Below are 25,644 nucleotides of genomic sequence, written 5' to 3' on the forward strand. Positions count from 1 at the left end.
GCCAGGTTTGGGCACTGATCAGGCGAATGACCATCGAACGCTATAACCCCAAGGATGTCGAACCGCGCTGGCGCAAGGCATGGGACGAGCAGGATCTGTACCGTACCCGGAACGATGATCCGCGCCCGAAGTACTATGTCCTTGAAATGTTTCCGTATCCGTCCGGGCGCATCCATATCGGCCATGTCCGCAACTACACGATGGGCGACGTGGTGGCCCGCTACAAGCGCGCCCGCGGCTTCAATGTGCTGCATCCGATGGGCTGGGACGCATTCGGCCTTCCTGCGGAGAATGCCGCGCGCGACAACAGGGTGAACCCGCGAGAGTGGACCTATGCCAACATCGCGACCATGCGGGGCCAGCTCAGGAGCATGGGCCTTTCGCTCGACTGGTCGCGCGAGATCGCCACCTGCGACGCCGATTATTATCGTCATCAGCAGGCCATGTTCCTCGATTTCTGGAAGGCTGGCCTGGTCGAGCGCCGCTCGGCGAAGGTCAACTGGGACCCGGTCGACATGACCGTGCTGGCCAATGAGCAGGTCATCGACGGCAAGGGCTGGCGCTCGGGCGCGCCTGTCGAGCAGCGCGACCTGACACAGTGGTTCTTCAAGATCACGCGTTACTCACAGGAGTTGCTGGACGGCCTCGACCGGCTGGAGCGCTGGCCTGACAAGGTCAAGCTGATGCAGCGCAACTGGATCGGCCGCTCCGAGGGCCTGTTGGTGCGCTGGGCGCTCGACGAAGACGCCATGCCAGCCGGCATGTCCGAGCTGGAAATCTACACCACGAGGCCAGACACGCTCTTCGGCGCCTCCTTCATGGCGCTGGCGCCCGATCACCCGCTCGCCCGCGCCGCAGCCGAGACCAACACCGATCTGGCCGCCTTCTGCGAGACATGCCGGCGCATGGGCACTTCGGCGGCGGAGATCGAGACGGCCGAGAAGCTGGGCTTCGACACCGGCATCCGCGCCATCCACCCGCTCGATCCGAACCTGAGCGTGCCGGTCTACGTTGCGAACTTCATCCTGATGGATTACGGCACGGGCGCCATCTTCGGATGCCCGGCCCATGACCAGCGCGACTTTGACTTCGCCAGCAAGTATGGCCTGCCGATCACGCCGGTGGTGCAGCCTCCGGAGGGTGACGCAGCCGGCTTTTCGCTCGGGAAAGGCCCCTATCTCGAGGATGGCGTGATGATCAATTCGCGCTTTCTCGACGGGCTGTCCACCACGGCGGCCTTCGAGGCGGTGGCCGGCCATCTCGCCGGTTTGACCCTCGCCGGGCATCCTGTCGCCAGGCGCAAGGTCAATTTCCGCCTGCGCGACTGGCTGATCTCGCGCCAGCGCTACTGGGGCTGCCCGATTCCCGTCATCCATTGCGATGATTGCGGCGCGGTGCCCGTGCCCAGGGCCTCGCTTCCCGTGCGCCTGCCCGATGATGTCTCCTTCGAGCGGCCCGGCAACCCGCTTGATCATCACCCCGGCTGGAAGCATTGCGCCTGTCCCGCCTGCGGCAAGCCTGCCCGTCGCGAGACCGACACCATGGACACCTTCGTGGACTCGTCCTGGTATTTCGCCCGCTTCACGGATCCGGCGAACACCGGAAGCCCGACGACGCCCGGCTCTGTCGATGGCCCCGCCGGCTGGCTTCCTGTGCAGCAGTATATCGGTGGTGTGGAGCACGCGATCCTGCACCTGCTCTATTCGCGCTTCTTCGCGCGCGCGATGAAGGCGACGGGGCATCTCTCGACGGTCGAGGAGCCCTTCGAGGGGTTGTTCACGCAAGGCATGGTGGTCCACGAGACCTACCAGGACGCGTCCGGCGCCTTTGTCCTGCCGTCGGATGTGCGGATCGAGAGCGAGGGCGGCGAGCGCCGCGCGGTTCATGTCGAGACTGGCGCGCCCATCGCGATCGGCTCGATCGAGAAGATGTCGAAGTCGAAGAAGAACGTGGTCGATCCAGACGAGATCATCGCGTCCTATGGTGCCGACACCGCCCGCTGGTTCGTGCTGTCCGATTCGCCCCCCGATCGCGACGTGATCTGGACCGAGGACGGGGTGCAGGGGGCGTCACGCTTCGTCCAGCGAGCCTGGCGCCTGGTGAACGAGATCGCGGCCCTGGCCGGCCCGCCCGTGGACAAGCCGGCATCCGTGTCGGACGATGCGCTTGCCTTGCGCCGTGTGGCGCATCGCACCTTGCATGCGGTCGGCCAGGACCTCGAGCGCCTGGCCTTCAACCGCTGCGTGGCGCACATCTACACCCTCGCCAACCAGATCTCGAAGTCGATCGATGCCCTTCCCACCGACCAGCCTCCAGCAGACATGCGCTTCGCCTTGCGTGAGGCGGCGCAGGTCATGGTCCAGCTTCTGGCGCCGATGATGCCGCATCTGGGCGAGGAATGCTGGATGGCGTTGCACTGCCACGGCATGGTGGCGGCAGCCCCCTGGCCAGTTGCCGATCCTGAACTGCTGGTGGAAGATACACTGACCCTGCCTGTCCAGGTCAACGGCAGGAAGCGCGGCGACGTGAGCGTGCCCACCGACGCCGATGCCGCGCAGATCGAGGCCACTGTGCGCTCGCTCGATTTTGTCGATCGTGCCATGGACGGGCGTGCGATCAGGAAGGTGATCATCGTGCCCCGGAGGATCGTGAATGTCGTCGGTTGAAACCAACACTGGCACGGCGCGGCGGCGCACCGGGGTGGCCGTCGTGGCGATGACTGTGGCGCTGGGTCTCGGCGGCTGCATCAGACCGCTTTACGCGCCCACCACCTTCTCGTCGCAGGGCGACAGCGTTCGGAACACGCTTGCGGCGATCGATGTTCCCGAGATTCCCGACCGCCTCGGCCATACGCTGCGCAACGAGCTCGTGTTCTTGCTGGACGCGCGCGACAGCGGCACGCCCAAGCGCTACCGCTTGCTGGTCTCGACCAACGAAACGGTGCAGACCACCATCGTCAACAGCCAGTTCCAGCGCGCCGATAGCGCAAGCGTACAGGCCAGCGCCAATTACCGTCTGATCAAGATCGACGACTCGCGCGAGGTCGCTGCTGGCTCGATCACAGGCTTTGCCACCTATGAGCGCACGCCGCAGCGCTTCGCCAATCTGAGGGCGGCGCGCGATGCCCAGCAGCGCGTGGCCCGGACTCTCGCCGAGCAGATCCATCTCCAGCTTGCGTCCAAGCTCACCGCTGCGGGCGGGTAATCCGTCATGGTCGCGGTCAAGGCCCACGAGGCCGATCGCGCGCTCGCCTCGCTCGATCGCGCCATTCGGCTCGTGCTGCTGTATGGCCCGGATCAAGGGCTGATCACCGAGCGCGGCGCACAGCTGGCTGCGGCAGGCGTCACCGACGCCACCGATCCGTTTCAGATGGTCCGCATCGATGGCGCCGACCTCACCTCCGACCCGGCACGCCTGACGGACGAGGCCAACACCATCGGCATGTTCGGCGGCCAGCGCGCCATCCGCGTGACCGGCGCGGCGCGACTGCCGCTGGCGGCCATAGAGCCGCTCCTGGCGACGCCGCCGATCGATTCCATCGTGATCATCGAAGGCGGCGACATGCAGCGCACCAACCCTGTGCGCCTCGCCGTGGAGCGCGCCCGTCATGGGCTGGCTGTGCCATGCTATGCCGACGAGGCGCGCAGCCTCGATGCGGTGATCGACGCCGTGTTGCGTGATTTCGGGAACCAGATCGATCGTGACGCGCGCGCAGTGCTGGCCACCCGCCTCGGCGCAGACCGCGCCATGTCTCGCCGCGAGGTCGAGAAGCTCGCACTCTATGCGGGGCAGGGCCAGCGCATCGAGATGGACCATGTCGACGCCATTGTCGGCGACGCGGCGGCCCGTGAGATTGACGACATCGTGGACGGCGTCTTCAGCGGCACACTGGGCAAGGTCGATCTCGCCTTCACGCGCCTCGTATCCAGCGGCGAGGACCCTGTTGTTCTCCTCGGCTTCGTGTCGCGTCATGCCCAGGCGCTGCTTCAGGCGCGCAATGCCGTTGATTACGGGAGCGAATCGATTGCCGACGCGGTCAAGGCAATGCGCGGCGTCCCTTATCCTCGCCGCCGCCTGATTGAGGCCGCATTGTCACGCTGGAGCGGCCCGGCGCTGAACCACTGCATCCTGACGCTGCACCAGGCGATGGTGCAGGCCCGTCGCAATGCGCCGCTGGCGCCTGAGCTGGCCGCCCGGGTGCTCTGGAACCTGGCTTTGTCCCCGGGACGAGCCTGAGGCGCCGCACACTTTGCTGTCTTGAGCTTGCCCATCTTGCACTTGCCCGTCTTGCAGGAGACGAGGGGCCTGCGTTTCAACCGATGCATGCGCTCTCGGCAGGCATCAGCTCTTGAGCCGGCGGCACAGCCCGTCAAGCTGTTCAAGCGTGGCATAGCTGATCAGGAGCTGCCCGCCGCCATGGCTCTTGTGGCGGATATCCACCTTGAGGCCCAGAACATCCTCGAGCGCCTGTTCGAGTGCGCGGGTATCGGGGTCTTTCTGCGGCTGCATCTTCGACTCGGGCGCCGCGCCGTCAGCATTCGCCTGCTGGGCCATGCGTTCCACATCGCGAACTGTCAGGCCTGCGGAGACGACCTTGCGCGCCACCGCCTCGGGATCTTCAAACGCCAGGAGCGCGCGGCCATGGCCGGCTGAAAGGGACCCATCCGAAAGGCTCCGCCGCACCGATTCGGGCAACTTCATCAGCCGCAGGGTGTTTGCCACATGGCTGCGGCTCTTGCCGATGATCTTCGACAGATCGAGCTGCGTGTAGCCGAACTCGGTCATGAGCTGCTCGTAACCGCCCGCTTCCTCTATGGCGTTCAGGTCGGCGCGCTGAACGTTCTCGACGATCGCGATTTCCAGCGCGTCCTTGTCGGTGGCCTCGACGAGGATGACCGGCACTTCATGCAGTCCCGCCCGCTGCGCGGCGCGCCAGCGCCGCTCGCCGGCGATGATTTCGTACACATCCACGAGGCCCGGCAGCGTGCGCACGAGAATGGGCTGAATGATGCCCCGCTCGCGGATCGATTGGGCAAGCTCCTCGAGTTCGGCCTCATCGAAACTCTTGCGTGGATTGCGGCTATTGGGGCGCAGAAACTCTACCGGCACCAAACGCTGGCCACGCGCCCGGTCGATGGCGCCAACCTCGTCCCCGACATCGCCAATCAAGGCCGCTAGACCCCGGCCCAGACGCGAACGCCCCGCTTCGTCTGCCATCATGCTTTCTCCTGCTTGCGCATGCGCCGCGATGATCGATCAATGCGCCCTGAGGCGCTGCTCGCGCTGGATCACCTCGGACGCGAGCTTGAGATACGCCTGCGAGCCGGTGCACTTGAGATCATAGAGCAACACCGGCTTGCCGTAGGATGGCGCTTCAGACACGCGAACATTACGCGGAATCACGGTGTCGTAGACCTTCTTGCCCATGAAACGGCGGACATCAGCCATGACCTGGCCCGACAGATTGTTGCGCGGGTCGTACATCGTCATGACCACACCCTGAATGGTCAGCTTCGGGTTGAGCGACTGCCGGACCTGATCGACTGTGGCCAGAAGCTGGCTGAGGCCCTCAAGAGCGAAGAATTCACACTGAAGCGGCACCAGCACGGCGTTGGACGCAGTCAGCGCATTGATGGTCAGCAGGTTGAGCGATGGGGGGCAATCGATCAGCACGTAGCCGAATCGATCTTCCCCAGCCGAAAGGATATTGATGGCATCACGCAGCCGCGTCACACGATCCGTGGCACTTGCGATCTCAAGCTCCACCCCGAGCAGGTCGAGCGTTGACGGAGCCACCCACAGATTGGGCACAGCCGTTGGCTGGATCACATCCACAAGCGCCTTGTCTCCGGCCATCACGTCATAGGTGGAGGCACGCCGGCTCTTGCGATCGATGCCCAGGCCTGTGGAGGCGTTGCCCTGAGGATCGAGGTCGAGGATGAGCACCCGCTCGCCGATCGCCGCCAGTGCGGTGCCCAGATTGATGGCCGTCGTGGTCTTGCCCACACCGCCCTTCTGATTGGCAAGCGCCAGAACGCGCGGCTCATGGGCGGCGATCATCGGCCGGGTTGGATCAATCGCGCCGGAAGTCATGAGAAGCGCTCTCCTCGCGTGGCATGCGGATCGCGAGGATTCGACCGTCGCGATCTGTCAGACTTTTATGGATGTCAGCGGTGAAGATCCAAGATCTTGCGGCTGCATCCAGTTCCATCTCTACATCTTGTCCTTTCGGAAAGATACCCACGGCCCCTTTTCTCAACAAGGGGTTTGTCCAGGCAAGCAGCGTCTCCAGCGAGGCCACGGCGCGGGCGCTGACAACGGAGACATTGAACGGCAGCTGTCGAGCAACACGCTCGATGCGGTCTTGATGGACCTCGCCAGAGGTCCCGGTCAATCGGATGACATGGCGCAGGAAAGCACACTTTCGGCCATTGCTCTCCATCAGACTGGTGACGCCGAGCCCGGCTTCACTTCTCAGGATCGCAATGACGAGACCAGGAAAACCGCCGCCAGAGCCGATATCGAGCCAATGTCCGGTCTGAGGGGCCAAATCCAGGAGCTGTGCCGAATCAGCGATGTGCCGATGCCACACAGCCGGTAAGGTCGCAGCACTGACCAGATTTTGCGCAGGTTGCCAACGCTTGAGCTCGGCTACAAGAACATCGAGCTTTTCGGATGCTTCACGTGAAACATCGAACGCGCGTAACGTCGCTTCGCGGTCGAACGCCCTCATCGCCGGCAACCACTTTGACTATGCATGAGCTCGCCGATGCCGCTTGACCTGCACTGCCAGAAGCGTCAGAGCCGCTGGCGTCATGCCTTCCATCCGCGCCGCCTGTGCCAGTGTCTCTGGCCGGGCCTGACCCAGCCGGGCTTTGAGCTCGTTCGACAAACCTGCGATGGCGTCAAGATCCAGATCGGTCGGCAGCATGATGGACTGATCCCGGCGATAGGCTTCAATGTCGCTGAGCTGTCGTTCGAGATAGACAGCATAGACAGCATCACTGTTGACCCTCTCGGCGATCTGCGGGGAGACATCGCAAAACTCGGGCCATATGCGCTGGATGTCTGCCATCGTGATATCCGGATGGGAGAGAAGATCGAAAGCGGTGCGGCGCACGCCATCGCGTTTCAGGAGAAGGCCATGTTTCAATGCCTGGTCAGGCGTCAGGGAGCAGGCCTCCAGCTGCTTCCGGTACGCCGCAATGGCTGCCTGCCGCTCATTGCGCCTGAGGCTCCGCGCCGCGCCTATCAAACCGGTGCGGTCCGCGAGACTTCCGAGGCGATCGTCTGCATTGTCAATCCGCAAGGACAGCCTGAATTCCGACCGCGACGTGAACATCCGGTATGGCTCTGTGACGCCGCGGCTCGTGAGATCGTCGATCATGACGCCGATGTAAGACTCGGTGCGGTCGAAGATCACGCCGTCACCTCCTCCGCTGACCAACGCCGCATTCAACCCCGCGACCACGCCCTGGGCGGCCGCCTCTTCATAACCTGTGGTGCCATTGATCTGTCCGGCCAGAAAAAGTCCTTTGACGGCCCGCAGTTCCAACGTCTGCGCCAGCGCACGCGGATCGATATAGTCATATTCGATCGCATAGCCCGGCTTCAGCAGGACAGCCTCTTCCAGCCCGGGGATCGTGTGGATGAATGCGCGCTGCACCTCCTCGGGCAGGCTTGTCGAGATGCCGTTCGGATAGACCGTATCGTCATCAAGCCCTTCAGGTTCGAGGAAGATCTGGTGACCATCGCGATCGCCAAACCGGACCACCTTGTCTTCGATCGAAGGACAATACCGCGGGCCTCGCCCTTCGATGGCGCCGCCATAGACGGCAGAAAGCGCAATGTTGTCTCGGATGATCTGGTGGGTTCTGTTGGTCGTCCGCGTGATTCCACACGCCAGCTGTCGCAGCGGAAGCGCATCCGTCATCAGGGAGAACGGCTCGGGCGATTCGTCACCATGCTGGAGCTCCAGCTCATGCCACCGGATGGATTTACTGCTCAGGCGTGCTGGCGTGCCAGTCTTGAGGCGGCCCAGCGGCAGGTTGAGCGCAGTGAACTGGTCGGACAGACCAAGGCTGGGGGCTTGCCCCAGCCGCCCTGCCGGCATCCGCTGATCGCCGATGTGAATCATCCCACGCAGAAAAGTTCCGGTCGTCAGCACAAGTGTTCCGCATCCGAATCGACGTCCGTCCGCGAGCGCCGCGCCCGTTACGCGGCCATCATGGAGATCGAGCCGATACACGTCGCCCTCGATCACCATGATCTTGGTATTGCGAATGGTCGACTGAACGGCTTCGCGGTAAGCCCTGCGATCAGCCTGGGCTCTTGGACCGCGGACGGCAGGCCCCTTGCGCCGATTGAGGAGGCGGAACTGGATGCCACCAAGATCAGCTGCGCGCGGCATCACCCCGTCCAGAGCGTCGATCTCACGGACAAGATGGCCTTTCCCCAAACCCCCAATGGCCGGGTTGCATGACATGACCCCGATCTGGCTTTGATCATGCGTCACCAGCGCGACCCGCGCCCCCGCCCGGGCCGCCGCCGTGGCGGCTTCCACGCCAGCATGACCACCGCCCACAACCAACACGTCAAAGTTCGTCATGAAGCCACCTGCCAGAATGTTTCACGTGAAACATGGGCTCACTTACCGATGCAAAAGCCTGCGAACAAGCGGTCCAGCACCGTTTCGACATCGACACGGCCAACCAACCGGGCCAGCGCTGTTTGGGCGATGCGCAAATCCTCGGCCATGAGTTCGGGATCACGCACGGAGCCTGCCCTGTCAAGGGCTGCCACGCAAGCCGCCAGTGCCACCCTCTGCCGCTCACGAGACACGAGCGCAGGTTCGCCACCCAAGCTCCGTCGGAGCGTATCCGCGATAGCCTCTTTCAATGAGCCGAGGCCCGCGCCTGTCAGGCCGGAGACCACGCATGTTCCGGCCGGAGTGCAGCTATGCCGATCGGATTTGGTCATGACCGGGATGACGACGGCGGCTTCGTGCTCGACTGCAACAGGCTCGACATCGTGGCTGAAGACGGAGAGAATGATGTCAGCATCCTGTATGCGGGCCCGTGCTCGACGGATGCCCTCCTGCTCGACCGGATCGCTGCTCTCGCGGAGACCTGCGGTATCGATGAAGATCACCGGCCAGCCGTCGATCACTCCGGCACACTCCAGAACATCCCGCGTGGTGCCTGCGCGGTCGGAAACGATGGCGACCTCCCGGCCACTCAACGCGTTGATCAGGACCGATTTCCCCGCATTGGGCCCGCCGGTGATCACGACAGTGGCGCCGTCCTTGACGCGGGCGCCGCGCCTGGCTTGTCCGAGGACCGCAGCAACCGAGCCGGACAACAGCAGGGCGCCGCTACGCACCTTCGCCACGAGATCACCGCCGACATCGCCCTCGTCGGAAAAATCCAGTTCAGCCTCGATCAGGGCTCTCAACTCGGTAATCGCGTCATTCCACGCCGTGACTTTCTGCTGCAATGCTCCGTGCAGCTGTCGCTGGGCCTGCGCGAGCTGCAAAGGCGTCTCGGCTTCCAGCAATTCTCCGAGAGCCTCCACCTCAAGGAGCCCAATTTTGCCGTGCTCGAGAGCCCGGCGCGTGAACTCCCCTGGCTCGGCGAGACGAATGCCATCATCTACGGCCATGATGGCCCTCAGCGCAGTCTCGACCACCGCCCGTGAGCCATGGAGGTGAAATTCCAGGACATCCTCGCCAGTGGCGCTCGCAGGCTCCTCGAAGAGCAGCGCCACGCAGCGGTCGATCAGATCACCAGTCGGAGGATCACGCAGCGCGACAAGCGTCGCCATGCGAGGCTTTGGCGCGCGGTCCAGCATCGTTTCGATCACGAATCGAACATGCGGACCCGAAAGCCTGACGATGGCAAGCGCGGCGCGGCCCTGCCCTGTCGATAGCGCCACGATGGTTTCAGAAGGGCCGGGAGGCGCGTGGATCATTGCTACGCTGCCGAATCGAGTGCGGCTATGCGGCCTGGACGGCCGCAGCAGCCATCAGGTATTCATGGATTCAAAGAACTCGCTGTTCTGCTTTGTCTGGCGCAGCTTGTCGATCAGGAATTCGATGGCGTCCTGTGGGCCCATCGGGTTGAGAATGCGGCGCAGCACATAAGTCTTCTGCAACTGGTCGCGCGGCGTGATGAGTTCTTCCTTGCGCGTGCCGGATTTGAGGATGTCGATGGCCGGGAACACGCGCTTGTCCGCGACCTTCCGGTCCAGCACGATTTCCGAGTTGCCGGTGCCCTTGAACTCCTCGAAGATCACTTCGTCCATGCGGCTGCCGGTGTCGATCAGGGCCGTGGCGATGATCGTCAGCGAGCCGCCTTCCTCGATATTGCGCGCGGCGCCGAAGAAGCGCTTTGGTCGCTGGAGCGCATTGGCGTCCACGCCGCCGGTCAACACCTTTCCCGACGAGGGCACCACGGTGTTGTAGGCGCGGCCCAGGCGCGTGATCGAGTCGAGCAGGATCACCACGTCACGGTTATGCTCCACCAGTCGCTTGGCTTTCTCGATCACCATTTCGGCGACCTGCACATGGCGCGAGGCAGGCTCGTCGAAGGTCGAGGAGATAACCTCGCCCCGCACAGAGCGCTGCATGTCGGTGACTTCCTCCGGCCGCTCGTCGATCAGCAGCACAATCAGGTAGCATTCAGGGTGGTTGGTCGCGATCGACTGGGCGATGTTCTGCAGCAGCACCGTCTTGCCTGTCCGCGGAGGCGCCACGATGAGCGCGCGCTGGCCCTTGCCGATGGGTGACACGATGTCGATCACCCGCGCCGAGAAATCTTTCCGTGTCGGGTCGCCGATCTCCATCTTGAGCCGCGCATCGGGATAGAGCGGCGTCAGATTGTCGAAATTGACCTTGTGCTTGGTCTTCTCCGGATCCTCGAAGTTGATCAGATTGACCTTGAGCAGCGCGAAATAGCGCTCGCTGTCCTTGGGGCTCCGGATCGGCCCTTCGACCGTGTCGCCTGTCCTGAGGCCAAAGCGGCGGATCTGCGAGGGCGAGATGTAGATGTCGTCAGGTCCGGCGAGATAATTCGAATCGGGAGAGCGCAGGAAACCGAAGCCGTCGAGCAGCACCTCGACAACGCCCTCGCCGATGATCTCGACCTCGCGTGCCGCAAGCTGCTTGAGGATGGCGAACATCAGCTCCTGCTTGCGCAGGGTTCCCGCGTTCTCCACCTCGACCTCCTCGGCGAAGGACATGAGTTCCGTCGGCGACTTGGACTTGAGGTCCTGGAGCTTGATTTCGCGCATGATGATGTTCGGGCGGTTGTCCATGGCGGACGACATCCAGGAAGAGGACGCGGCCATCGGAGGGAGATGGGAATTGATATGGTTAACGAAACGTGATGGGGCCGAGCGATATCGACGTCGCGGTGCGACCATCGGACAGCATCGTTCAGCAACAGTGAGGCAAAAACCGTCTATCCGGTTTGCCGCTGAGTCTCAACCCCCGCAGCCGCGCCAGCTTGCGGACCCTCTCAGAACGGCTTCACGATGACCATCGTCACGATGACCAGCATCAGAAGGGTCGGGACCTCGTTGACGACACGGAAGAAACGAGCGGAACGATGATTTGAGTCTGCGGCGAAATTGCGGACCTCGACAGCCAGAAAACCGTGCGCCGCCGACATCGCCGCCACGGCAGCCAGCTTGACATGGAACCAGCCGGCGACGAGCCAGCCCCCGCTCCATGCCAGATACAGCCCCGTAGCCCAGCTCACGAACATGGCTGGCGTCATGATGGCCTTGAGAAGCCTCCGCTCCATCACCTTGAACGTCTCGGACTGGACCGAGCCCGCCTCGGCAGCGCAGTGATAGATGAACAGCCGCGGCAGATAGAGCAGCGCCGCCATCCACGAGATGATCGCGACCACATGCAACGCCTTCAGCCACTCATACATCCGATCACCCCCTGCCGCGCACCAACTGCATCAACCGCTCGACATGCGCGACAGGTGTCTGCTGCACGATGCCGTGGCCGAGATTGACGATGTGCCGTCCGCGACGCGCCACCTTCATCATCCGCTCCACCCCCTCATCCAGAGCTTCTCCGCCCGCGACCAGCGCCAACGGATCAAGGTTGCCCTGGGTGACCAACCCCTGGGGCACACGGGCCGCAGCGTCCTCCAGATCGCTGCCCCAGTCGATGCCGAAACCGTCGGCGCCTGTCGTCTCGGCGTAACGCCCCAGCAACGGCGCCGCCCCACGTGCGAAGACGATGACCTTGCAGTGTGGATGAGCCTGCTTCACGCCCCTGATGATCCGGCCGACAGGCTCCATGGACCAGCGCTCGAGCCCTGCCGGCGGCAAGGCGCTCGCAAAGCTCTCGAAGATCTGAACGACTTCCGCGCCGGCTGCGAGCTGCGCCCTGAGATAGGTTATCGAGGCCTCGACGAGCTGATCGATCACCGCCTGAAGGAAAGACGGATCCTGATAGGCGACGAGCCGCGCCGGCGCCTGATCGGGTGTGCCCTTGCCGGCTATCATGTAGCTCGCAACGGTCCATGGCGCCCCGCAAAACCCGATCAGCGTGGTCTGCGCCGGCAACTCCCGGCGCAATCGTTCAACAGTGCGGATCACCGGAGCAAGCCGGTTGAGGTCGAACTGCAGCGGTCGCGCCGCCAGCTCCGCCGCGCTGGTGATCTGCTCGAGCCTCGGCCCTTCACCCTCCTCGAACCAGACCTTCTGGCCCATGGCGTGCGGCACCACCAGGATGTCCGAGAACAGGATCGATGCATCGAAGCCAAAGCGGCGGATCGGCTGCAGGGTCACCTCGGTCGCCAGATCCGTATTGTAGCACAGATCGAGGAAGGACCCCGCCTGACGGCGCACCTCGCGATATTCGGGCAGATACCGGCCAGCCTGGCGCATCAGCCAGATCGGCGGGGTGGCGAGCGTTTCGCCCGCGAACAGGCGCATCAATGTCGTCGTCATTCGGTCATCCCCGGAGCCCTTCCTAAAAAGGAATCTTCTTTAGGACTCTTCTGTTGTTTCTTCTGGAGGGGCTCCAATCGCTCCTCCGCCTCTGTCCACATCACATCCACAGCCTGTCTGGCAAGCGAGGGCAGTTCCGGACCCACTCTTCGGATACGGCGATCGCCGCTTAACCCGCGTGAATCCCCGCGTGAATCCCTCGGGGTCGGTTCGCCGCCCCGGCGATCTGGCGATTGACCCCAGCAATGCCCATGGATTCATCCCCAACAGCGCGCCTGTGCCTGAAACCGGACCTTCACGCACAGGCCATGACGCCCCCCGGTCCGAACTGCACACTTGTCCACAAAGCCGAGCCCCTTTATGCGCAGGTGGCAGAGGGGCAGCGGGAGCCGGGCATGAGAAGCTATTTCCACCTCCACCTCGTTTCTGACGCGACAGGCGAAACCCTCATCGCCATCAGCCGCGCGGCTGCTGCCCAGTATGAGGGCGTATCCGCCATCGAACATGTCTACCCGCTGGTGCGCTCCACCACGCAGCTCGAGCGCGTGTTGAGCGAGATAGAGACCGCGCCTGGCATCGTGCTTTACACGCTGGTTGATTCCGCCCTGTCCGAGCGGCTCGAGATCTTCTGCGCGCAGGTCGGCTCACCGTCCATGTCGATCCTGAACCCGATCCTGAACCTGTTCCAGTCCTATCTTGGCGCGGCGTCATCAGCCCGACCCGGCGCACAGCACATGCTGAACGCCGAATACTTCAAACGAATCGACGCCATGAACTTCACCATGCTGCACGATGACGGGCAGATGACCGATGATCTCGAGAGCGCCGACATCGTCCTGCTGGGGGTCAGCCGCACGTCGAAGACCCCAACCAGCATCTATCTCGCCAATCGCGGCGTGCGCACCGCCAATATCCCCCTGGTGCCGGGCGTGCCGCCCCCGCCTCAGCTCGAGGCCTTGCGCAAGCCGCTGGTCGTCGGCCTCGTCGCCGCGCCGGAGCGCATCGTGCAGATCCGGCAGAACCGGCTGCTCTCGCTCAACGCCAGCGATGACAGCTCCTATGTCGATCACGACGCGGTGGCCGCCGAAATCGCCACCTCCCGCAAGCTCTTCGCCCGGCGTGGCTGGCCTGTCATCGACGTGACCCGCCGGTCGATCGAGGAGACCGCGGCGGCGATCCTCGATCTGCTGCGTGATCACCGCCTCAAATTCATCGCGATGTGACGGGTCTGCCGATCATGACGCTTCCGAATCGATCCCCCGGCCTCTGGCGCGAGCCTGCCGCGATGGTCCTCGCCTCCGGGAGCGCGACCCGCCGCGACATGCTGCACAGTGCCGGCTTGCCGCTCGATGTGCGCCCGGCTGATTTAGATGAGCGCGCCCTTGAGGCCGCGCTCGGGCATGACGCGGCGCCCGAAGCTGTCGCTGCCGCGCTCGCCGCCGGCAAGGCGCGCGCCGTCGCCGCGATGATGCCCGGCCGGATCGTGCTCGGCGCTGACCAGACGCTGTCCTGCGAAGGTCGCCGCTTCCACAAGCCCGCCAATGGCGCCGAAGCGCGCGCGCAGCTCGAAGCCCTGGCCGGACGCCGGCACAGCCTCGCCTCCGCCTACGCGCTCGTGCGCGACGGCCATCTCCTCGCCAGCGGACACGCCATCGCCCATTTGACGATGCGGCCCCTGAAGCCGGGTTTTCTCGACGCCTATCTCGACGCTTGTCTTGCCGCTGCGGGCGATGCGCCGCTCGCCAGCGTCGGCGGCTATCAGCTCGAGCGGCTGGGCGCCCATCTCTTCAGAAGCGTCGAAGGAGACCACTTCACCATTCTGGGCCTGCCTCTGCTCGCGGTGCTCGATGCGCTGCGGGCGCTCGGCGCGCTGGAGAGCTGAACAATGACACGAGCTGAGACATGACCCGCCAGTGCTTCGTCGCCGGTTTCCCCATTTCGCACTCCCGCTCGCCGGCCATCCATGGCTTCTGGATCGCCGAACAGGGCCTCGATGCCCGCTATTCGGCGATCGAGGTGAAACCTGAGCAATTGCCCGCGCTGCTCCAGCGCGTCCGTGAAGGCGAGTTTGTGGGCGGCAACCTGACCATACCGCTCAAGCAGGCTGCGGTGCCGCTGCTCGACCAGATCACGCCCGAGGCTGGCGCCATGGGCGCGGTGAACACCATCTGGATGGAGGACGGCCGGCTCTGCGGCGCCAACACCGATGTGCCCGGCTTCTTCGCCCATCTCGATGAAAGCGCACCCGGCTGGGATCGCGCGGCGCCGGAGGTTCTGGTGCTGGGCGCTGGCGGCGCGGCCCGCGCCATCGTCTATGGCCTGCTGCGCCGCAAGGTTTCGCGCATCATCATCGCCAACCGTTCGCTCGAGCGCGCGCAGGCGCTGATCCGGTCGCTGGCCGGGCCGGGCCTGCCGCCTGCCGACGCCATCGCCGGCCTGCCCGATGCCGCCCTCGTCGCCCGTTGCGGCCTCGTCATCAACACCACCTCTCTGGGCATGAAGGGCCAGCCGCCGCTGACGCTGGACTGGCCCGCGCGGCTCGATGGCGTCGTGGTCAACGACATCGTCTACGCCCCCCTCGAGACGGAGCTGCTGGCGGGAGCCCGCGCCCGCGGCGCCCTCGGCGTCGATGGCCTTGGCATGCTGTTGCATCAGGCGGCGCTGGCCTTTGGCCGCTGGTTTGGCGCGGTGCCGGCCGTCAGCCCGGCCCTGCGTGCGCTGATCGAGGCGGATCTCGCCCCGAAGGCGGCGGCGCGCCCGTGACGACGCCGCAGACCTATGTGCTCGGCCTCACCGGCTCTATCGGCATGGGCAAATCCACGACGGCCGCGATGTTCCGGGAGCTGGGCTGCCCGGTCCATGATGCCGACGCCGTAGTCCATGACCTTTACGAAGGCGAGGCGGTGGGGCCTGTGGCGGCCCTGCACCCCGACGCTGTGGTGGACGGACGCATCGACCGCGCCGTCCTGGCAGGTCAGGTCATCGGCCAACCGGCGCGGCTGGCGGCGCTGGAGGCCATCATCCATCCGCTGGTGCGCAAGCGCGAGGAGGCTTTTCTTGCCGCAGCCCGCGCCCGTGGCGAGCCGCTGGTGATCCTCGACATCCCGCTGCTTTACGAGACCGGTGGCCAGTGCCGCTGCGACGGCGTCGTCGTGGTCAGCGCCCCTGAAACGGTGCAGCGTGCCCGCGTGCTGGCGCGGCCCGGCATGACCGAGGCGAAGCTCGACGGCATCCTGGCCCGGCAGATCCCCGACGCCGAGAAGCGCGCCCGGGCGGACTTCGTTGTGGACGCGGGCAGGGGCCCGGATGTCGCGCGCGGGCAGGTTCAGGCTATCGTCGATCAGCTGAAGGGCGCGCGGCGCCGGGGAGACGGGCCATGAGCCGCGAAGTGGTGCTGGATACGGAAACGACCGGGGTCGATGCCCGCAACGGCGACCGCATCGTCGAGATCGGCTGCGTCGAGCTGGTCAATCACTGCATCACGGGGCGCAGCTTCCACTGCTACCTCAACCCGCAGCGGCCCATGTCGGAGGGCGCCTTCGCCGTGCATGGGCTGTCGGATGCCTTCCTGGCCGACAAGCCGGTCTTCGCCGACATGGCGCACGAACTCGTGGCCTTTCTGGGGGATTCGCGGCTCGTCATTCACAACGCGCCCTTCGATGTGGGCTTCCTGGACATGGAGTTCGGCCGTGTCGGGTTGCCGCGCCTCGACGGGCAGCGCATCATCGACACGCTGGTGATGGCGCGTCGGCGCCATCCCGGCGCGTCGAACAGCCTCGATGCGCTGTGCGCGCGCTATGGCATCGACACGAGCCGGCGCGTCAAGCACGGCGCCTTGCTCGACGCCGAGATCCTGTCCGATGTCTACATCGAGCTCATGGGCGGCCGGCAGGCCACATTCGGGCTGGCTGCGGCGCCGCAGCGCCGACAGGGCGACGAGCAAGGTGCGATCGCCCAGGAGGCGCGCCCCGTGCGGGCTGCGCCGCTTGCGCCGCGCCTGACCGAACAGGAAGCCGCGGCCCATGCCGCCTTCGTGGCGACGCTCGGCCCGGCCGCGCTGTGGAACGACTATGCGGAGCCCGCGCCCCAGGCGGAGGCCCGATAGGTTTCGGCCTCAGGACGTATGGGCGGAAGCGCCCGGAGCCGGCATCTCGGCCATGCGCTGCTGATAGAGCGCCGCGAAATCGACCGGATCGATGTAGAGGGGCGGGAAGCCGCCATTGCGCACGGCGTCCGCCACGATCTGGCGCGCGAAGGGGAACAGAAGGCGCGGGCATTCGATCATGACCACCGCGCCCATGTGCTCGGGCGGTATGCCGAGGATGCGGAACACGCCGGCATAGGACAGCTCGAACATGAACAGCGTCTCGCCGGCGATCTCCGCCTTGCCTTCGAGCGTCAGAACCGACTCGATGTCGGTGTCGCTGAGCTGGGAGGCGCCCACATTCACCTGAAGCTGGATCTGCGGACTCTGCTGCTGCTGGCCGAACACGCGCGGCGCGTTGGGGTTCTCGAACGACAGATCCTTTACATACTGCACGAGCGCGGAAAGCGTGGGTCCAGCCTGCTGGGCCGCGCCGTTGGTTGCATCATTGGCCATGGGTGTCGCCGTCACGAAAGGGGTTGATCGCATCCGGATCGGTGGGGACTCGCCCGTCGCAACCCGTCGCCGAGCGCGGCTAGCACGATACGGCCAGCGCCACAAGAAATCCCGAGCAGGATGCAAGGTGACGCAGCCCTCGCGCGCACCCTTCGGCTTGTGACCATCGGCGGTGGATGTTACGAGGCAGGCGCACCATATGAGGCTTTCAACAAGCCCGGGACCGATGGCGATGTCGGTTCGACCTGATGGCGGGATCAAAACGACATGCAAGGCTCCATCGACGTCTTCACCCTGATCTTCCTGGCTCTGGCGGTCTTCGTCGCGTGGAAGCTGCGGTCCGTGCTTGGCCAGAAGACGGGCCATGAGCAGCCCCCGGCCGATGTCTTCCAGAAGAAGACGCCTCCAGTCACCAGCGAAGGCAATGTCATCCGCCTGCCCGGCGCCGCCGCCAATGACGCCGCCGCCGAGGCGGCTTTTCGCTGGGCCGGCGTCGCGGCGCCCGGATCGGCCGTGGCCGCCGGGCTCGACGCCTTCACGCGCGAGGAGCGCGGCTTCGACGCGAAGGGCTTCCTCGAAGGCTCCAAGGCCGCCTACGAGATGATCGTCATGAGCTTCGCCAAGGGCGACCGCACGACGCTGAAGGGCCTGCTTTCCAGGGAAGTCTTCGAGGACTTCGATCAGGCGATCGCCGAGCGCGAGAAGCGCAACGAGGTGGCGCACACCACCTTCGTCTCCATGGACGAGGCCGAGATGATCGGAGCCGAGCTGAAGGGCAGGATGGCCTTCGTCACCATGCGTTTCTCGCCCAAGCTGATCAGCTCGGTGAAGGATGCCTCGGGCCAGATCGTCGAGGGCTCGGACAACGTGGTCGACGTCACCGAAACCTGGACCTTCTCGCGCCAGCTGGGCTCTCGCGATCCGAACTGGCTGCTGGTCGCGACCGAATCCGGCGCGTGACCGGACGGTGGCTGGCAGGCGCGGTCGTGACAGCCATGATCGGCGCTGCCAGTGCTGACGCAGCCCCGCCCGCGATTGCCGGCGCACTCCTGGCTCAGGCCTCCTTCGAAGCCCTCCCCGGCTGGGCCGATGATCGCCATGATCTGGCCTTCGACGCTTTCCGCAAGGGTTGCGCCGCCCGGCCATCCTTGCGGACCGCGCTTGCGCCGCCCCCCTCCCTGTCAAGAATCTGCGACGCCGCGCTCGCCCTGGCCCGCCCGGGGCCAGCCGAGGCGCGCGCCTTCTTCGAGCGCTGGTTCAGGCCCTGGCTCATCCGCCCAAACCAGGGGGAAGGCTTCCTCACAGGTTATTTCGAGCCCGTGTTTCCCGGCTCGCTGCAACCCGCCCCTGGCTATCCCGTCCCTCTCTACGGTCGTCCGCCCGATCTGGTGACGCTCGAGCCGGGAGCGCCGCGCCCGCCCGCCCTCGAAGGGCTCCAGGCGGCTATGAGACTGCGCGACGGCACGCTTTCGCCCGCGCCCACCCGGCAGGACATCGACGAGACCACCGTCTCCGCCGCCTGGCCCGTCATCGCCTGGCTGCGCGATCCGGTGGACCGCTTCGTCATGCAGGTGCAGGGCTCTGCCCGGCTGAGCCTGCCTGACGGGCAGGTGGCGCGCATCGCCTATGCCGGCCGCAACGGCCACCCTTACGTCTCGCTCGGCCGCCTTCTGTCGCAGCGCGAGGCCATTCCGCCGGCTCAGATGACGATGGACCGGCTCGTTGCCCGCCTCAAGGCCGATGCCGGCTGGGGCCGCGCGCTGATCTGGAACAACCCGTCCTTCGTCTTCTTCCGCCTTGCCGATGAGCTTGACCCGGCCGAGGGCCCCATCGGCGGGGCAGGCGTTCCCCTGACGCCCCATCGCAGCATCGCGGCCGACCGCAGCCTTTGGCCTTACGGGCTGCCGGCATGGCTGGATGGGGAGGCGCCCACGCCGCGCCGCGGCGAAAGCGAGGCGTTGCGCCGCCTCGTCATCATCCAGGACACCGGCTCGGCCATTCTCGGCCCCGCCCGCTTCGACCTGTTCTATGGGTCAGGCGATGAAGCCGGCTTCATCGCAGGGCTCACGCGCCATGCCGTGACCGCCCATGTGCTGTGGCCACGCACGGACGCGCCATGATGCGCAGGCGGCGGGATCGTTCGCTCTCCGGTGAGGAAATCGCCCTGTGGAGCCATGTGGCCCGCTCGGTGAGGCCCCTGTCCGGGCGCACGCTGCCCCAGCCCGAGGCGCCCGCCAGGTCAGTTGCGCCCGAGGCTGCCCAGCCTGCTGCCCCAGCGCCCGGGCTCGCTGCGGCTCCGGCGCCCGCCAGACCGGCTCTGGCCCCGCTGGTCCCGCTCGAACGGCGCACGCTGACCGCGCTGCGGCGCGGACGCCAGCCGCTCGAGGCGGTGCTGGATCTCCATGGCCTGCGGCAGGCCGAGGCACATGACCGCCTGCGCGGCTTTCTCCTGCGCGAGCAGCGCCGCGGCGTTCGGCTGGTGCTCGTCATCACCGGCAAGGGCGCGGCAGGCTCGACGCCGGGCGGAGAGGAACGGGGTGTGCTCAAGCGCATGGTGCCTCACTGGCTGCGGATGGCCGACATGCGCCCCATGGTGCTCGGCTTCGAGGATGCGGCTTTGGGCCATGGCGGATCGGGTGCGCTCTATGTGCGCCTGCGCCGGCTTAGGGATGACGCCCCGTGACGCCTTTTGGTGCGCGCGTGCGCCAGATCCGCGAGCGGCAGGGCCTTTCCCTTCAGGATTTCGCCGCGCGCCTCGGCGTCTCCAGCGCCTACATCTCGGCACTGGAGCATGGCAAGCGCGGACGCCCCGGCTTTGCGCTGGTCCAGGGCGTGATCCACGCGCTCGGCGTGATCTGGGACGAGGCGGATGAGCTCGTCAGGCTGGCCGATCTGTCTGACCCGCGCATCGTCATCGACACGGCCGGGCTTGACCCTGCCGCCACCTTGCTTGCCAACCGGCTGGCGCGCGAAATCCGCGACCTGGACGCCGCCGCCATCGACCGCCTGCTCCGCGCCCTCGACCGGGGCGGTTGATTCACGCTTGTTGACCGCAAAGCCTGCGAATGCGACAGGGCGGGTCAGGCAAACGCCCATCCTTGCGCCGATCCCAGCTGCCACCCTTGCCGCGAGCCGCTCATGAACTCCCACCGCTACGACGTCCTTGCGCTCGGCAACGCCATTGTCGACGTGATCGCCACCGCCGAGGATGATTTCCTGGTCGCCCATTCCATCCACAAGGGCGGCATGACGCTCATCGACCAGGACCGCGCCGAGGCGCTCTATGCCGCAATGGGACCTGGCCGCGTGGTCTCGGGCGGCTCGGCCGCCAACACCAGCGCCGGCGTCGCCTCGCTGGGCGGTTCGGCCGCCTTCATCGGCAAGGTGCGCAATGACGAGCTTGGCCGGCTCTATCGCCATGACCTCACCGCTGCGGGCGTCGCCTTCCATACGCCGGACGCAACCGGGGGCCCGACCACGGCGCGCTGCCTCATCGCCGTGACGCCCGATGGGCAGCGTTCGATGAGCACCTATCTGGGCGCGTGCCAGGGCCTCGGCACATTGGATGTCGAAGCCGATCTCGTGCGCGCTTCCGCCATCGTCTATCTCGAGGGCTACCTGTGGGACCCGCCGGCCGCGAAGGAGGCTTTCCGCAAGGCCTCCCAGATCGCCCATTCGGCCGGAAGCAAGGTGGCGCTCACCCTGTCCGACGCCTTCTGCGTCGATCGCTGGCGCGACGAATTCCTCGGCCTGATCCGCACCGGCGTTGTCGACATCGTCTTCGCGAACGAGCACGAGCTTCACAGCCTTTACCAGACGGCCGACATGGACACGGCGATCACGGCGCTGCGCGCGGAGAACATCCTTGGCGTGGTCACCCGCTCCGCCGACGGGGCCATGGCGGTGACGCGCGGCGAGACCATCGCCGTGCCGGCCTATCCGGTGGAGCGGCTGGTGGACACCACCGGCGCCGGCGATCTGTTCGCCGCCGGCTTCCTGTTCGGCCATGCCGGCGGGCGCGACCTGCGCGATTGCCTGCGCCTCGGCGCGCTCGCGGCTTCCGAGATCATCTCCCATATCGGGGCGCGGCCGGAGCAGAACCTGCGCCAGCTCGCGGCCCAGAACGGCCTGATCTGACGGCTGGACCGGCAAGAGGAGGACGAGGCCGATGAACCAGATCTTCGCGAACCTGCCGACCACCGTCTTCGAGGTGATGTCGCGCCTCGCCCGCGAGCACGCCGCGGTCAACCTCGGCCAGGGCTTTCCCGACGATCCGGGCCCCGAGGATGTCCGAGCGAAGGCGGCCGAGGCCGTGATGTCGGGCTGGAACCAGTATCCACCGATGATGGGCCTGCCCGAACTGCGCGCGGCCATCGCCGCGCATTATCGTCGCTGGCAGGGCCTCGATCTCGACCCGGAGCGCGAGGTGATGGTGACATCGGGCGCCACCGAGGCTCTGGCAGGCGCGCTGATGGCGCTCATCGAGCCGGGCGACGAGGTGGTGCTGTTCGAGCCCATGTACGACGCCTACGTGCCGCTGGTGCGCCGCGCGGGAGGAATCCCGCGCTTCGTCACGCTCAAGCCGCCGCATTTTCGACTGACGGAGGAGGCCCTGGCTGCCGCCTTCTCCCCACGAACGCGCCTGTGCCTGTTCAACAACCCGCTCAATCCGACAGCGACGATCTTTCCCGACGAGGACCTCGACCTTCTGGCCGCCTGGTGCCAGCGCTGCGACGCCATCGCCGTCTGCGACGAGGTCTGGGAACATGTCGTCTTTGACGGCGCGCGCCACCGCTCCGTTATGGCGCGGCCGGGCATGCGCGAGCGCACGATCAAGATCTCCTCGGCGGGCAAGATCTTTTCGCTCACCGGCTGGAAGGTCGGCTTTGTCATGGCCGCGCCCGAGCTGATGCGCGTTTTGTCCAAGGCGCACCAGTTCCTCACGTTCACGACGCCGCCCAACCTGCAGGCTGCGGTGGCTTATGGGCTTGCCAAGGGCGACACCTATTTCGAAGACATGCGCGCCGGCCTCCAGCGCTCGCGCGACCGCTTCGCCGCTGGTCTCGCGGGCCTTGGCTTCGATGTGCTGCCCAGCGCGGGAACCTATTTCCTCAACATCGACATCAATGCGCTGGGCGAGAGCGACGACACGGCCTTCTGCGAGCGGCTTGTGGCCCGCCATGGCGTCGCCGCCATTCCGGTCAGCGCCTTCTACGCCGAGCGCGCCGTCACGAACGTCGTGCGCTTCTGCTTTGCCAAGCGCGACGAGACACTGGATGCCGCGCTCGAACGGCTGGCCGCGCTGAAGCGCTGACGATCGCCGATGCGGGCCGGCCCGGTTCGCTTTTGGCTGGAAAGCCTGCGCGCGCGCGCTTATATCAGGCGCAGAGGGCTTCGCCGGCCTTGAACCGGCTGGACGCTACGGAGATCAGACCATGTTCATCCAGACGGAAGCCACGCCGAATCCGGCGACCCTCAAATTCATTCCAGGCCGCACCGTGATGGCCGAAGGCACGCTCGACATGCGCGACGAGGGCAGCGCGGCGCGCTCCCCTCTGGCCATCCGCCTTTTCGGCGTGCCCGGCGTCAGCGGCGTCTTCTTCGGCTCCGATTTCGTGACCGTGACCAAGGCGGCCGGCGAATGGCAGCATCTCAAGCCGGCCATTCTGGGCGCCATCATGGAGCATTTCATGTCCGGCCAGCCCATCGTGGTCGGGGCCGCACCGGAAACCTCCGAGGAGGATGGCGAATTCTTCGAGGAGAAGGACGCCAGGACGGTCGAAACCATCAAGGACCTGCTGGAGACGCGCATCCGCCCTGCCGTGGCGGGCGATGGCGGCGACATCACCTTCCGCGGCTTCAGGGATGGCATCGTCTTTCTGGCGATGAAGGGCTCGTGCGCGGGTTGTCCCTCCTCGACGGCGACGCTCAAGCACGGCATCCAGAACCTTCTGAAGCATTTCCTGCCGGACGTGCGCGAAGTGCAGCAGATCTGAGCCGCGGCCCGGGCCGATGCGCATCCTGGCGATCGACACCGCGCTTGGCTCCTGCGCCGCCTGCGTCCTGGAATCGGGCGCGTCGGAGCCGCTCGCCGCCGAGCAGCTTCTTCTCGAGCGCGGCCATGCCGAAGCGCTGATGCCGATGCTGGCGCGGGTGATGGAACGCGTCGATGGCGGCTTTTCCTCGCTCTCGCGCGTGGCGGTCACGGTCGGTCCCGGCAGCTTCACGGGATTGCGCGTGGGCCTGTCAGCGGCGCGGGCCATCGGCCTGTCCGCCGCATTGCCGGTGGTGGGGGTCAGCACGCTGGCAGCCTATTGCGCGGCCATGATGGGGCGCGAGGCCGGGCGCATTGCTGCGGCCGCCATCGACGCCCGTCACGGCACTGTCTATTTTCAGGCCATCGCGCCCGGCGGCGTGGCGCTCGGCCCGGCCTGCCAGTGCAGCTGCAGGGACGCCGTCCGGCTGATCGGCGCAGGCCCGGTCAGCCTGGCCGGCTCGGGCGCCACGCAGGTGGCGCAGGCGGCCTGGTCGATCGGGCTCGATGCCGTTGTGGTGGACAACTCGCCAGGGCCGGGCATTCTCTGGGTCGCCCGGCTGGGCCTGGTGGCCGATCCAGCGACGGCCGCGCCGCGCCCGCTTTACCTGCGGGCCGCCGACGCCCAGCCCCAGGACAATGGCAGGTTGGCGCGGCAGTGACCCGATGAAGCTGCTGGAACGCCTGTTCGGACGAGCCCGGCTGAACATCGAGGCGCTGGGACCGGCGCACGCGCCCGGCATGGCGCGCCTGCATGGCGAGAGCTTCGCGCATGGTTGGGACATGCCGGAACTGTCGCGCATGCTCACCGATCCTGCGACGCTGGGGGACGGCTTGTTCTCCGGCGATGCGCGCCAGCCCAGCGCCTTCGTGTTGTCCCGCCTGGCGGCGGACGAGGCCGAGGTCCTCACCATCTGCGTCGATGCAAGCGAGCGCGGCCGTGGCCTTGGGCGCATGCTTCTCGACCGCCACTTGCATAATCTCGAGCGTCGCGGCATTGCGCGGCTGTTCCTGGAAGTCGAATCCGGCAACAAGCCGGCCCTCGCGCTTTACCGCCGCTTCGGCTTTGTGCAGGTGGGTGAAAGGCCTGGCTATTATGCGCGCCCGGATGGGTCACGGGCGCTGGCGCTGATCATGCGCCGCGATCTGGGTTGAGGTCATGACGCATTCCGATCTGTCCGCCGAGGCGCGACCCGCTCCGGCCGTGCTGCCGGGCAGCCGCTGGACCGCCAAGGCCGTGGCGCGCCTCGGCCTCATCGGCCTTGCGGCCATGCCGCTGGTCCCGGCGCAGATGCTGGTGGCGAAGGCCATGCCGCGCCGCAGCCATGTCATCCCGCGCCTTTTCCACCGCATGGTCTGCCGCATCATGGGTGTGCGCTTTGTGGTCGATGGCATGCCGCCGGCCAGGCTCTCGCGTACATTGGTCGTCGCGAACCACATCTCATGGCTCGACATTTCCGTGATCGGCTCGCAGCAGCCCCTGTCCTTCATCGCCAAGTCCGAGATCGCGGGCTGGCCGGGGGTGGGCATGCTGGCCCGCCTGCAGGACACCATCTTCGTCGACCGCTCCCGCCGCGCCGCCACGGCCGCCACGGCCTCCCAGATGGGCGCGCGCCTGATGAACGGCGACAGCATGGTGCTCTTTGCCGAGGGCACCACGAGCGATGGCTCGCGCATCAAGCCCTTCCGCTCGTCATTGCTTGGCGCGGTCAAGGAAGCCCTTGGCCCCGATGGCGAGGGCGAGATCACGGTGCAGCCGCTCGCCGTGCTCTACATGGGCCAGCATGGCATCCCCGGCGGCCGCGCCGGCCGCGCGCGCCTCGCCTGGTATGGCGACATGGCGCTGGGCCCGCATGTGCGCGACGTTCTGTCGGGAGGCCCGATCGATGTGCGCCTGATCTGGGGCGAGCCCATCCGCATGGGCCGCGGGCATTCCCGCAAGGAGGTCGCGCGCCTCGCCGAGCAGGCGATCAAGCGGGCCGCCGTAACCCATTTCACCGGACGCAGCCGCGATTCAAGGTCCGCCGATTGAACCGCG

At 66.2% G+C, this 25,644-nt stretch carries 27 protein-coding genes; 18 read left to right on the forward strand and 9 right to left on the reverse strand.

All coding sequences use genetic code 11. From position 1 onward, the window contains the following. Positions 1-26: 26 nt before the first annotated feature. From HEQ16_02390 to HEQ16_02400, 3 genes are read left to right on the forward strand one after another with little or no spacing between them, the layout of a single operon-like run. The gene (locus HEQ16_02390) at positions 27-2,666 is read left to right on the forward strand and encodes a leucine--tRNA ligase (protein MCO4052904.1); all 2,640 of its coding nucleotides are present in this window, start codon (positions 27-29) and stop codon (positions 2,664-2,666) included. Continuing rightward, on the forward strand, positions 2,653-3,204 hold the full coding sequence (locus HEQ16_02395; protein MCO4052905.1) for a hypothetical protein: 552 nt from the start codon (positions 2,653-2,655) through the stop codon (positions 3,202-3,204). The genes HEQ16_02390 and HEQ16_02395 overlap by 14 nt, the downstream gene beginning before the upstream one ends. A gap of 6 nt (positions 3,205-3,210) precedes the next feature. Beyond that, positions 3,211-4,236, forward strand: coding sequence for a DNA polymerase III subunit delta (locus HEQ16_02400; GenBank protein ID MCO4052906.1), 1,026 nt, complete (start codon positions 3,211-3,213; stop codon positions 4,234-4,236). A gap of 105 nt (positions 4,237-4,341) precedes the next feature. Here HEQ16_02400 and HEQ16_02405 read toward each other — a convergent pair whose 3' ends face one another. The 8 genes from HEQ16_02405 to HEQ16_02440 all read right to left on the reverse strand — a co-directional run bounded on the left by HEQ16_02405 (position 4,342) and on the right by HEQ16_02440 (position 12,972). Continuing rightward, the gene (locus tag HEQ16_02405; GenBank protein ID MCO4052907.1) at positions 4,342-5,217 is read right to left on the reverse strand and encodes a ParB/RepB/Spo0J family partition protein; all 876 of its coding nucleotides are present in this window, start codon (positions 5,215-5,217) and stop codon (positions 4,342-4,344) included. 39 nt (positions 5,218-5,256) lie between these two features. Beyond that, entirely contained in the window at positions 5,257-6,060 is an 804-nt protein-coding gene (locus HEQ16_02410) for a ParA family protein (GenBank protein MCO4052908.1), read from the reverse strand. A gap of 13 nt (positions 6,061-6,073) precedes the next feature. Further along, entirely contained in the window at positions 6,074-6,733 is a 660-nt protein-coding gene (rsmG, locus tag HEQ16_02415; protein ID MCO4052909.1) for a 16S rRNA (guanine(527)-N(7))-methyltransferase RsmG, read from the reverse strand. Positions 6,734-6,751: 18 nt separating this feature from the next. Beyond that, positions 6,752-8,608, reverse strand: coding sequence for a tRNA uridine-5-carboxymethylaminomethyl(34) synthesis enzyme MnmG (mnmG, locus tag HEQ16_02420; GenBank protein MCO4052910.1), 1,857 nt, complete (start codon positions 8,606-8,608; stop codon positions 6,752-6,754). A 38-nt stretch (positions 8,609-8,646) separates the two neighbouring features. Then, positions 8,647-9,969, reverse strand: coding sequence for a tRNA uridine-5-carboxymethylaminomethyl(34) synthesis GTPase MnmE (gene mnmE, locus HEQ16_02425; GenBank protein MCO4052911.1), 1,323 nt, complete (start codon positions 9,967-9,969; stop codon positions 8,647-8,649). A 54-nt stretch (positions 9,970-10,023) separates the two neighbouring features. Continuing rightward, positions 10,024-11,289: a transcription termination factor Rho gene (rho, locus tag HEQ16_02430; protein MCO4052912.1), complete on the reverse strand. Its 1,266-nt coding sequence runs from the start codon at positions 11,287-11,289 to the stop codon at positions 10,024-10,026. A 227-nt stretch (positions 11,290-11,516) separates the two neighbouring features. Next, positions 11,517-11,939 (reverse strand): protoporphyrinogen oxidase HemJ, encoded by a 423-nt coding sequence (gene hemJ / locus HEQ16_02435; protein MCO4052913.1) that lies wholly within the window; start codon positions 11,937-11,939, stop codon positions 11,517-11,519. 4 nt (positions 11,940-11,943) lie between these two features. Then, on the reverse strand, positions 11,944-12,972 hold the full coding sequence (locus HEQ16_02440) for a uroporphyrinogen decarboxylase (GenBank protein MCO4052914.1): 1,029 nt from the start codon (positions 12,970-12,972) through the stop codon (positions 11,944-11,946). Between the two features lie 395 nt (positions 12,973-13,367). Here HEQ16_02440 and HEQ16_02445 point away from each other — a divergent pair, with 395 nt between their 5' ends. From HEQ16_02445 to dnaQ, 5 genes are read left to right on the forward strand one after another with little or no spacing between them, the layout of a single operon-like run. Continuing rightward, positions 13,368-14,195, forward strand: a complete 828-nt coding sequence (locus HEQ16_02445; protein MCO4052915.1) for a kinase/pyrophosphorylase — start codon at positions 13,368-13,370, stop codon at positions 14,193-14,195. 14 nt (positions 14,196-14,209) lie between these two features. Beyond that, on the forward strand, positions 14,210-14,854 hold the full coding sequence (locus tag HEQ16_02450; GenBank protein ID MCO4052916.1) for a septum formation inhibitor Maf: 645 nt from the start codon (positions 14,210-14,212) through the stop codon (positions 14,852-14,854). 20 nt (positions 14,855-14,874) lie between these two features. Next, a complete protein-coding gene (locus tag HEQ16_02455) occupies positions 14,875-15,735 on the forward strand; it encodes a shikimate dehydrogenase (protein MCO4052917.1) in 861 nt (286 codons plus the stop codon). After that, positions 15,732-16,352: a dephospho-CoA kinase gene (locus HEQ16_02460; GenBank protein MCO4052918.1), complete on the forward strand. Its 621-nt coding sequence runs from the start codon at positions 15,732-15,734 to the stop codon at positions 16,350-16,352. Before HEQ16_02455 ends, HEQ16_02460 begins: the two co-directional genes overlap by 4 nt. Further along, positions 16,349-17,077: a DNA polymerase III subunit epsilon gene (dnaQ, locus tag HEQ16_02465; protein ID MCO4052919.1), complete on the forward strand. Its 729-nt coding sequence runs from the start codon at positions 16,349-16,351 to the stop codon at positions 17,075-17,077. Before HEQ16_02460 ends, dnaQ begins: the two co-directional genes overlap by 4 nt. Before the next feature lie 9 nt (positions 17,078-17,086). Here the strand turns inward: dnaQ and secB are convergent, their stop codons facing one another. Further along, entirely contained in the window at positions 17,087-17,572 is a 486-nt protein-coding gene (secB, locus tag HEQ16_02470; protein ID MCO4052920.1) for a protein-export chaperone SecB, read from the reverse strand. A gap of 267 nt (positions 17,573-17,839) precedes the next feature. Between secB and HEQ16_02475 the strand changes: the two genes are divergently transcribed. The 10 genes from HEQ16_02475 to HEQ16_02520 all read left to right on the forward strand — a co-directional run bounded on the left by HEQ16_02475 (position 17,840) and on the right by HEQ16_02520 (position 25,638). After that, complete coding sequence (locus HEQ16_02475) at positions 17,840-18,532, forward strand: Tim44 domain-containing protein (protein MCO4052921.1); 693 nt, start codon at positions 17,840-17,842, stop codon at positions 18,530-18,532. Positions 18,533-18,558: 26 nt separating this feature from the next. Continuing rightward, entirely contained in the window at positions 18,559-19,692 is a 1,134-nt protein-coding gene (locus HEQ16_02480) for a lytic murein transglycosylase (GenBank protein MCO4052922.1), read from the forward strand. Then, a complete protein-coding gene (locus HEQ16_02485; GenBank protein ID MCO4052923.1) occupies positions 19,689-20,255 on the forward strand; it encodes a DNA mismatch repair protein MutS in 567 nt (188 codons plus the stop codon). Before HEQ16_02480 ends, HEQ16_02485 begins: the two co-directional genes overlap by 4 nt. After that, complete coding sequence (locus HEQ16_02490) at positions 20,252-20,608, forward strand: helix-turn-helix transcriptional regulator (GenBank protein MCO4052924.1); 357 nt, start codon at positions 20,252-20,254, stop codon at positions 20,606-20,608. Before HEQ16_02485 ends, HEQ16_02490 begins: the two co-directional genes overlap by 4 nt. Positions 20,609-20,710: 102 nt before the next feature. Then, positions 20,711-21,709 (forward strand): adenosine kinase, encoded by a 999-nt coding sequence (locus tag HEQ16_02495; GenBank protein MCO4052925.1) that lies wholly within the window; start codon positions 20,711-20,713, stop codon positions 21,707-21,709. Between the two features lie 31 nt (positions 21,710-21,740). Continuing rightward, positions 21,741-22,886: an aminotransferase gene (locus HEQ16_02500; protein MCO4052926.1), complete on the forward strand. Its 1,146-nt coding sequence runs from the start codon at positions 21,741-21,743 to the stop codon at positions 22,884-22,886. A 121-nt stretch (positions 22,887-23,007) separates the two neighbouring features. Then, positions 23,008-23,568, forward strand: a complete 561-nt coding sequence (locus HEQ16_02505) for a NifU family protein (GenBank protein ID MCO4052927.1) — start codon at positions 23,008-23,010, stop codon at positions 23,566-23,568. 16 nt (positions 23,569-23,584) lie between these two features. Beyond that, positions 23,585-24,268 (forward strand): tRNA (adenosine(37)-N6)-threonylcarbamoyltransferase complex dimerization subunit type 1 TsaB, encoded by a 684-nt coding sequence (gene tsaB, locus HEQ16_02510; GenBank protein MCO4052928.1) that lies wholly within the window; start codon positions 23,585-23,587, stop codon positions 24,266-24,268. A gap of 4 nt (positions 24,269-24,272) precedes the next feature. Beyond that, positions 24,273-24,761, forward strand: coding sequence for a GNAT family N-acetyltransferase (locus tag HEQ16_02515; GenBank protein MCO4052929.1), 489 nt, complete (start codon positions 24,273-24,275; stop codon positions 24,759-24,761). A gap of 4 nt (positions 24,762-24,765) precedes the next feature. Next, positions 24,766-25,638: a 1-acyl-sn-glycerol-3-phosphate acyltransferase gene (locus tag HEQ16_02520; protein MCO4052930.1), complete on the forward strand. Its 873-nt coding sequence runs from the start codon at positions 24,766-24,768 to the stop codon at positions 25,636-25,638. The last annotated feature ends 6 nt before the right edge of the window (positions 25,639-25,644 follow it).

The sequence above is a fragment of the Bosea sp. (in: a-proteobacteria) genome (assembly GCA_023910605.1).
Classification (GTDB): Bacteria; Pseudomonadota; Alphaproteobacteria; order Rhizobiales; family Beijerinckiaceae; genus Allobosea.

What these genes read in the sequence shown, in the direction of transcription:
- rho (MCO4052912.1), bottom strand. Translation starts at nt 11,289, where the DNA reads ATGCGCGAAATCAAGCTCCAGGACCTCAAGTCCAAGTCGCCGACGGAA.
- HEQ16_02500 (MCO4052926.1), top strand. Translation starts at nt 21,741, where the DNA reads ATGAACCAGATCTTCGCGAACCTGCCGACCACCGTCTTCGAGGTGATG.
- HEQ16_02410 (MCO4052908.1), bottom strand. Translation starts at nt 6,060, where the DNA reads ATGATCGCCGCCCATGAGCCGCGCGTTCTGGCGCTTGCCAATCAGAAG.
- mnmG (MCO4052910.1), bottom strand. Translation starts at nt 8,608, where the DNA reads ATGACGAACTTTGACGTGTTGGTTGTGGGCGGTGGTCATGCTGGCGTG.
- mnmE (MCO4052911.1), bottom strand. Translation starts at nt 9,969, where the DNA reads ATGATCCACGCGCCTCCCGGCCCTTCTGAAACCATCGTGGCGCTATCG.
- HEQ16_02440 (MCO4052914.1), bottom strand. Translation starts at nt 12,972, where the DNA reads ATGACGACGACATTGATGCGCCTGTTCGCGGGCGAAACGCTCGCCACC.
- HEQ16_02515 (MCO4052929.1), top strand. Translation starts at nt 24,273, where the DNA reads ATGAAGCTGCTGGAACGCCTGTTCGGACGAGCCCGGCTGAACATCGAG.
- HEQ16_02455 (MCO4052917.1), top strand. Translation starts at nt 14,875, where the DNA reads ATGACCCGCCAGTGCTTCGTCGCCGGTTTCCCCATTTCGCACTCCCGC.
- HEQ16_02495 (MCO4052925.1), top strand. Translation starts at nt 20,711, where the DNA reads ATGAACTCCCACCGCTACGACGTCCTTGCGCTCGGCAACGCCATTGTC.
- hemJ (MCO4052913.1), bottom strand. Translation starts at nt 11,939, where the DNA reads ATGTATGAGTGGCTGAAGGCGTTGCATGTGGTCGCGATCATCTCGTGG.
- tsaB (MCO4052928.1), top strand. Translation starts at nt 23,585, where the DNA reads ATGCGCATCCTGGCGATCGACACCGCGCTTGGCTCCTGCGCCGCCTGC.
- HEQ16_02405 (MCO4052907.1), bottom strand. Translation starts at nt 5,217, where the DNA reads ATGGCAGACGAAGCGGGGCGTTCGCGTCTGGGCCGGGGTCTAGCGGCC.
- HEQ16_02445 (MCO4052915.1), top strand. Translation starts at nt 13,368, where the DNA reads ATGAGAAGCTATTTCCACCTCCACCTCGTTTCTGACGCGACAGGCGAA.
- HEQ16_02450 (MCO4052916.1), top strand. Translation starts at nt 14,210, where the DNA reads ATGACGCTTCCGAATCGATCCCCCGGCCTCTGGCGCGAGCCTGCCGCG.
- dnaQ (MCO4052919.1), top strand. Translation starts at nt 16,349, where the DNA reads ATGAGCCGCGAAGTGGTGCTGGATACGGAAACGACCGGGGTCGATGCC.
- HEQ16_02485 (MCO4052923.1), top strand. Translation starts at nt 19,689, where the DNA reads ATGATGCGCAGGCGGCGGGATCGTTCGCTCTCCGGTGAGGAAATCGCC.
- HEQ16_02520 (MCO4052930.1), top strand. Translation starts at nt 24,766, where the DNA reads ATGACGCATTCCGATCTGTCCGCCGAGGCGCGACCCGCTCCGGCCGTG.
- secB (MCO4052920.1), bottom strand. Translation starts at nt 17,572, where the DNA reads ATGGCCAATGATGCAACCAACGGCGCGGCCCAGCAGGCTGGACCCACG.
- HEQ16_02505 (MCO4052927.1), top strand. Translation starts at nt 23,008, where the DNA reads ATGTTCATCCAGACGGAAGCCACGCCGAATCCGGCGACCCTCAAATTC.
- rsmG (MCO4052909.1), bottom strand. Translation starts at nt 6,733, where the DNA reads ATGAGGGCGTTCGACCGCGAAGCGACGTTACGCGCGTTCGATGTTTCA.
- HEQ16_02475 (MCO4052921.1), top strand. Translation starts at nt 17,840, where the DNA reads ATGCAAGGCTCCATCGACGTCTTCACCCTGATCTTCCTGGCTCTGGCG.
- HEQ16_02400 (MCO4052906.1), top strand. Translation starts at nt 3,211, where the DNA reads ATGGTCGCGGTCAAGGCCCACGAGGCCGATCGCGCGCTCGCCTCGCTC.
- HEQ16_02390 (MCO4052904.1), top strand. Translation starts at nt 27, where the DNA reads ATGACCATCGAACGCTATAACCCCAAGGATGTCGAACCGCGCTGGCGC.
- HEQ16_02395 (MCO4052905.1), top strand. Translation starts at nt 2,653, where the DNA reads ATGTCGTCGGTTGAAACCAACACTGGCACGGCGCGGCGGCGCACCGGG.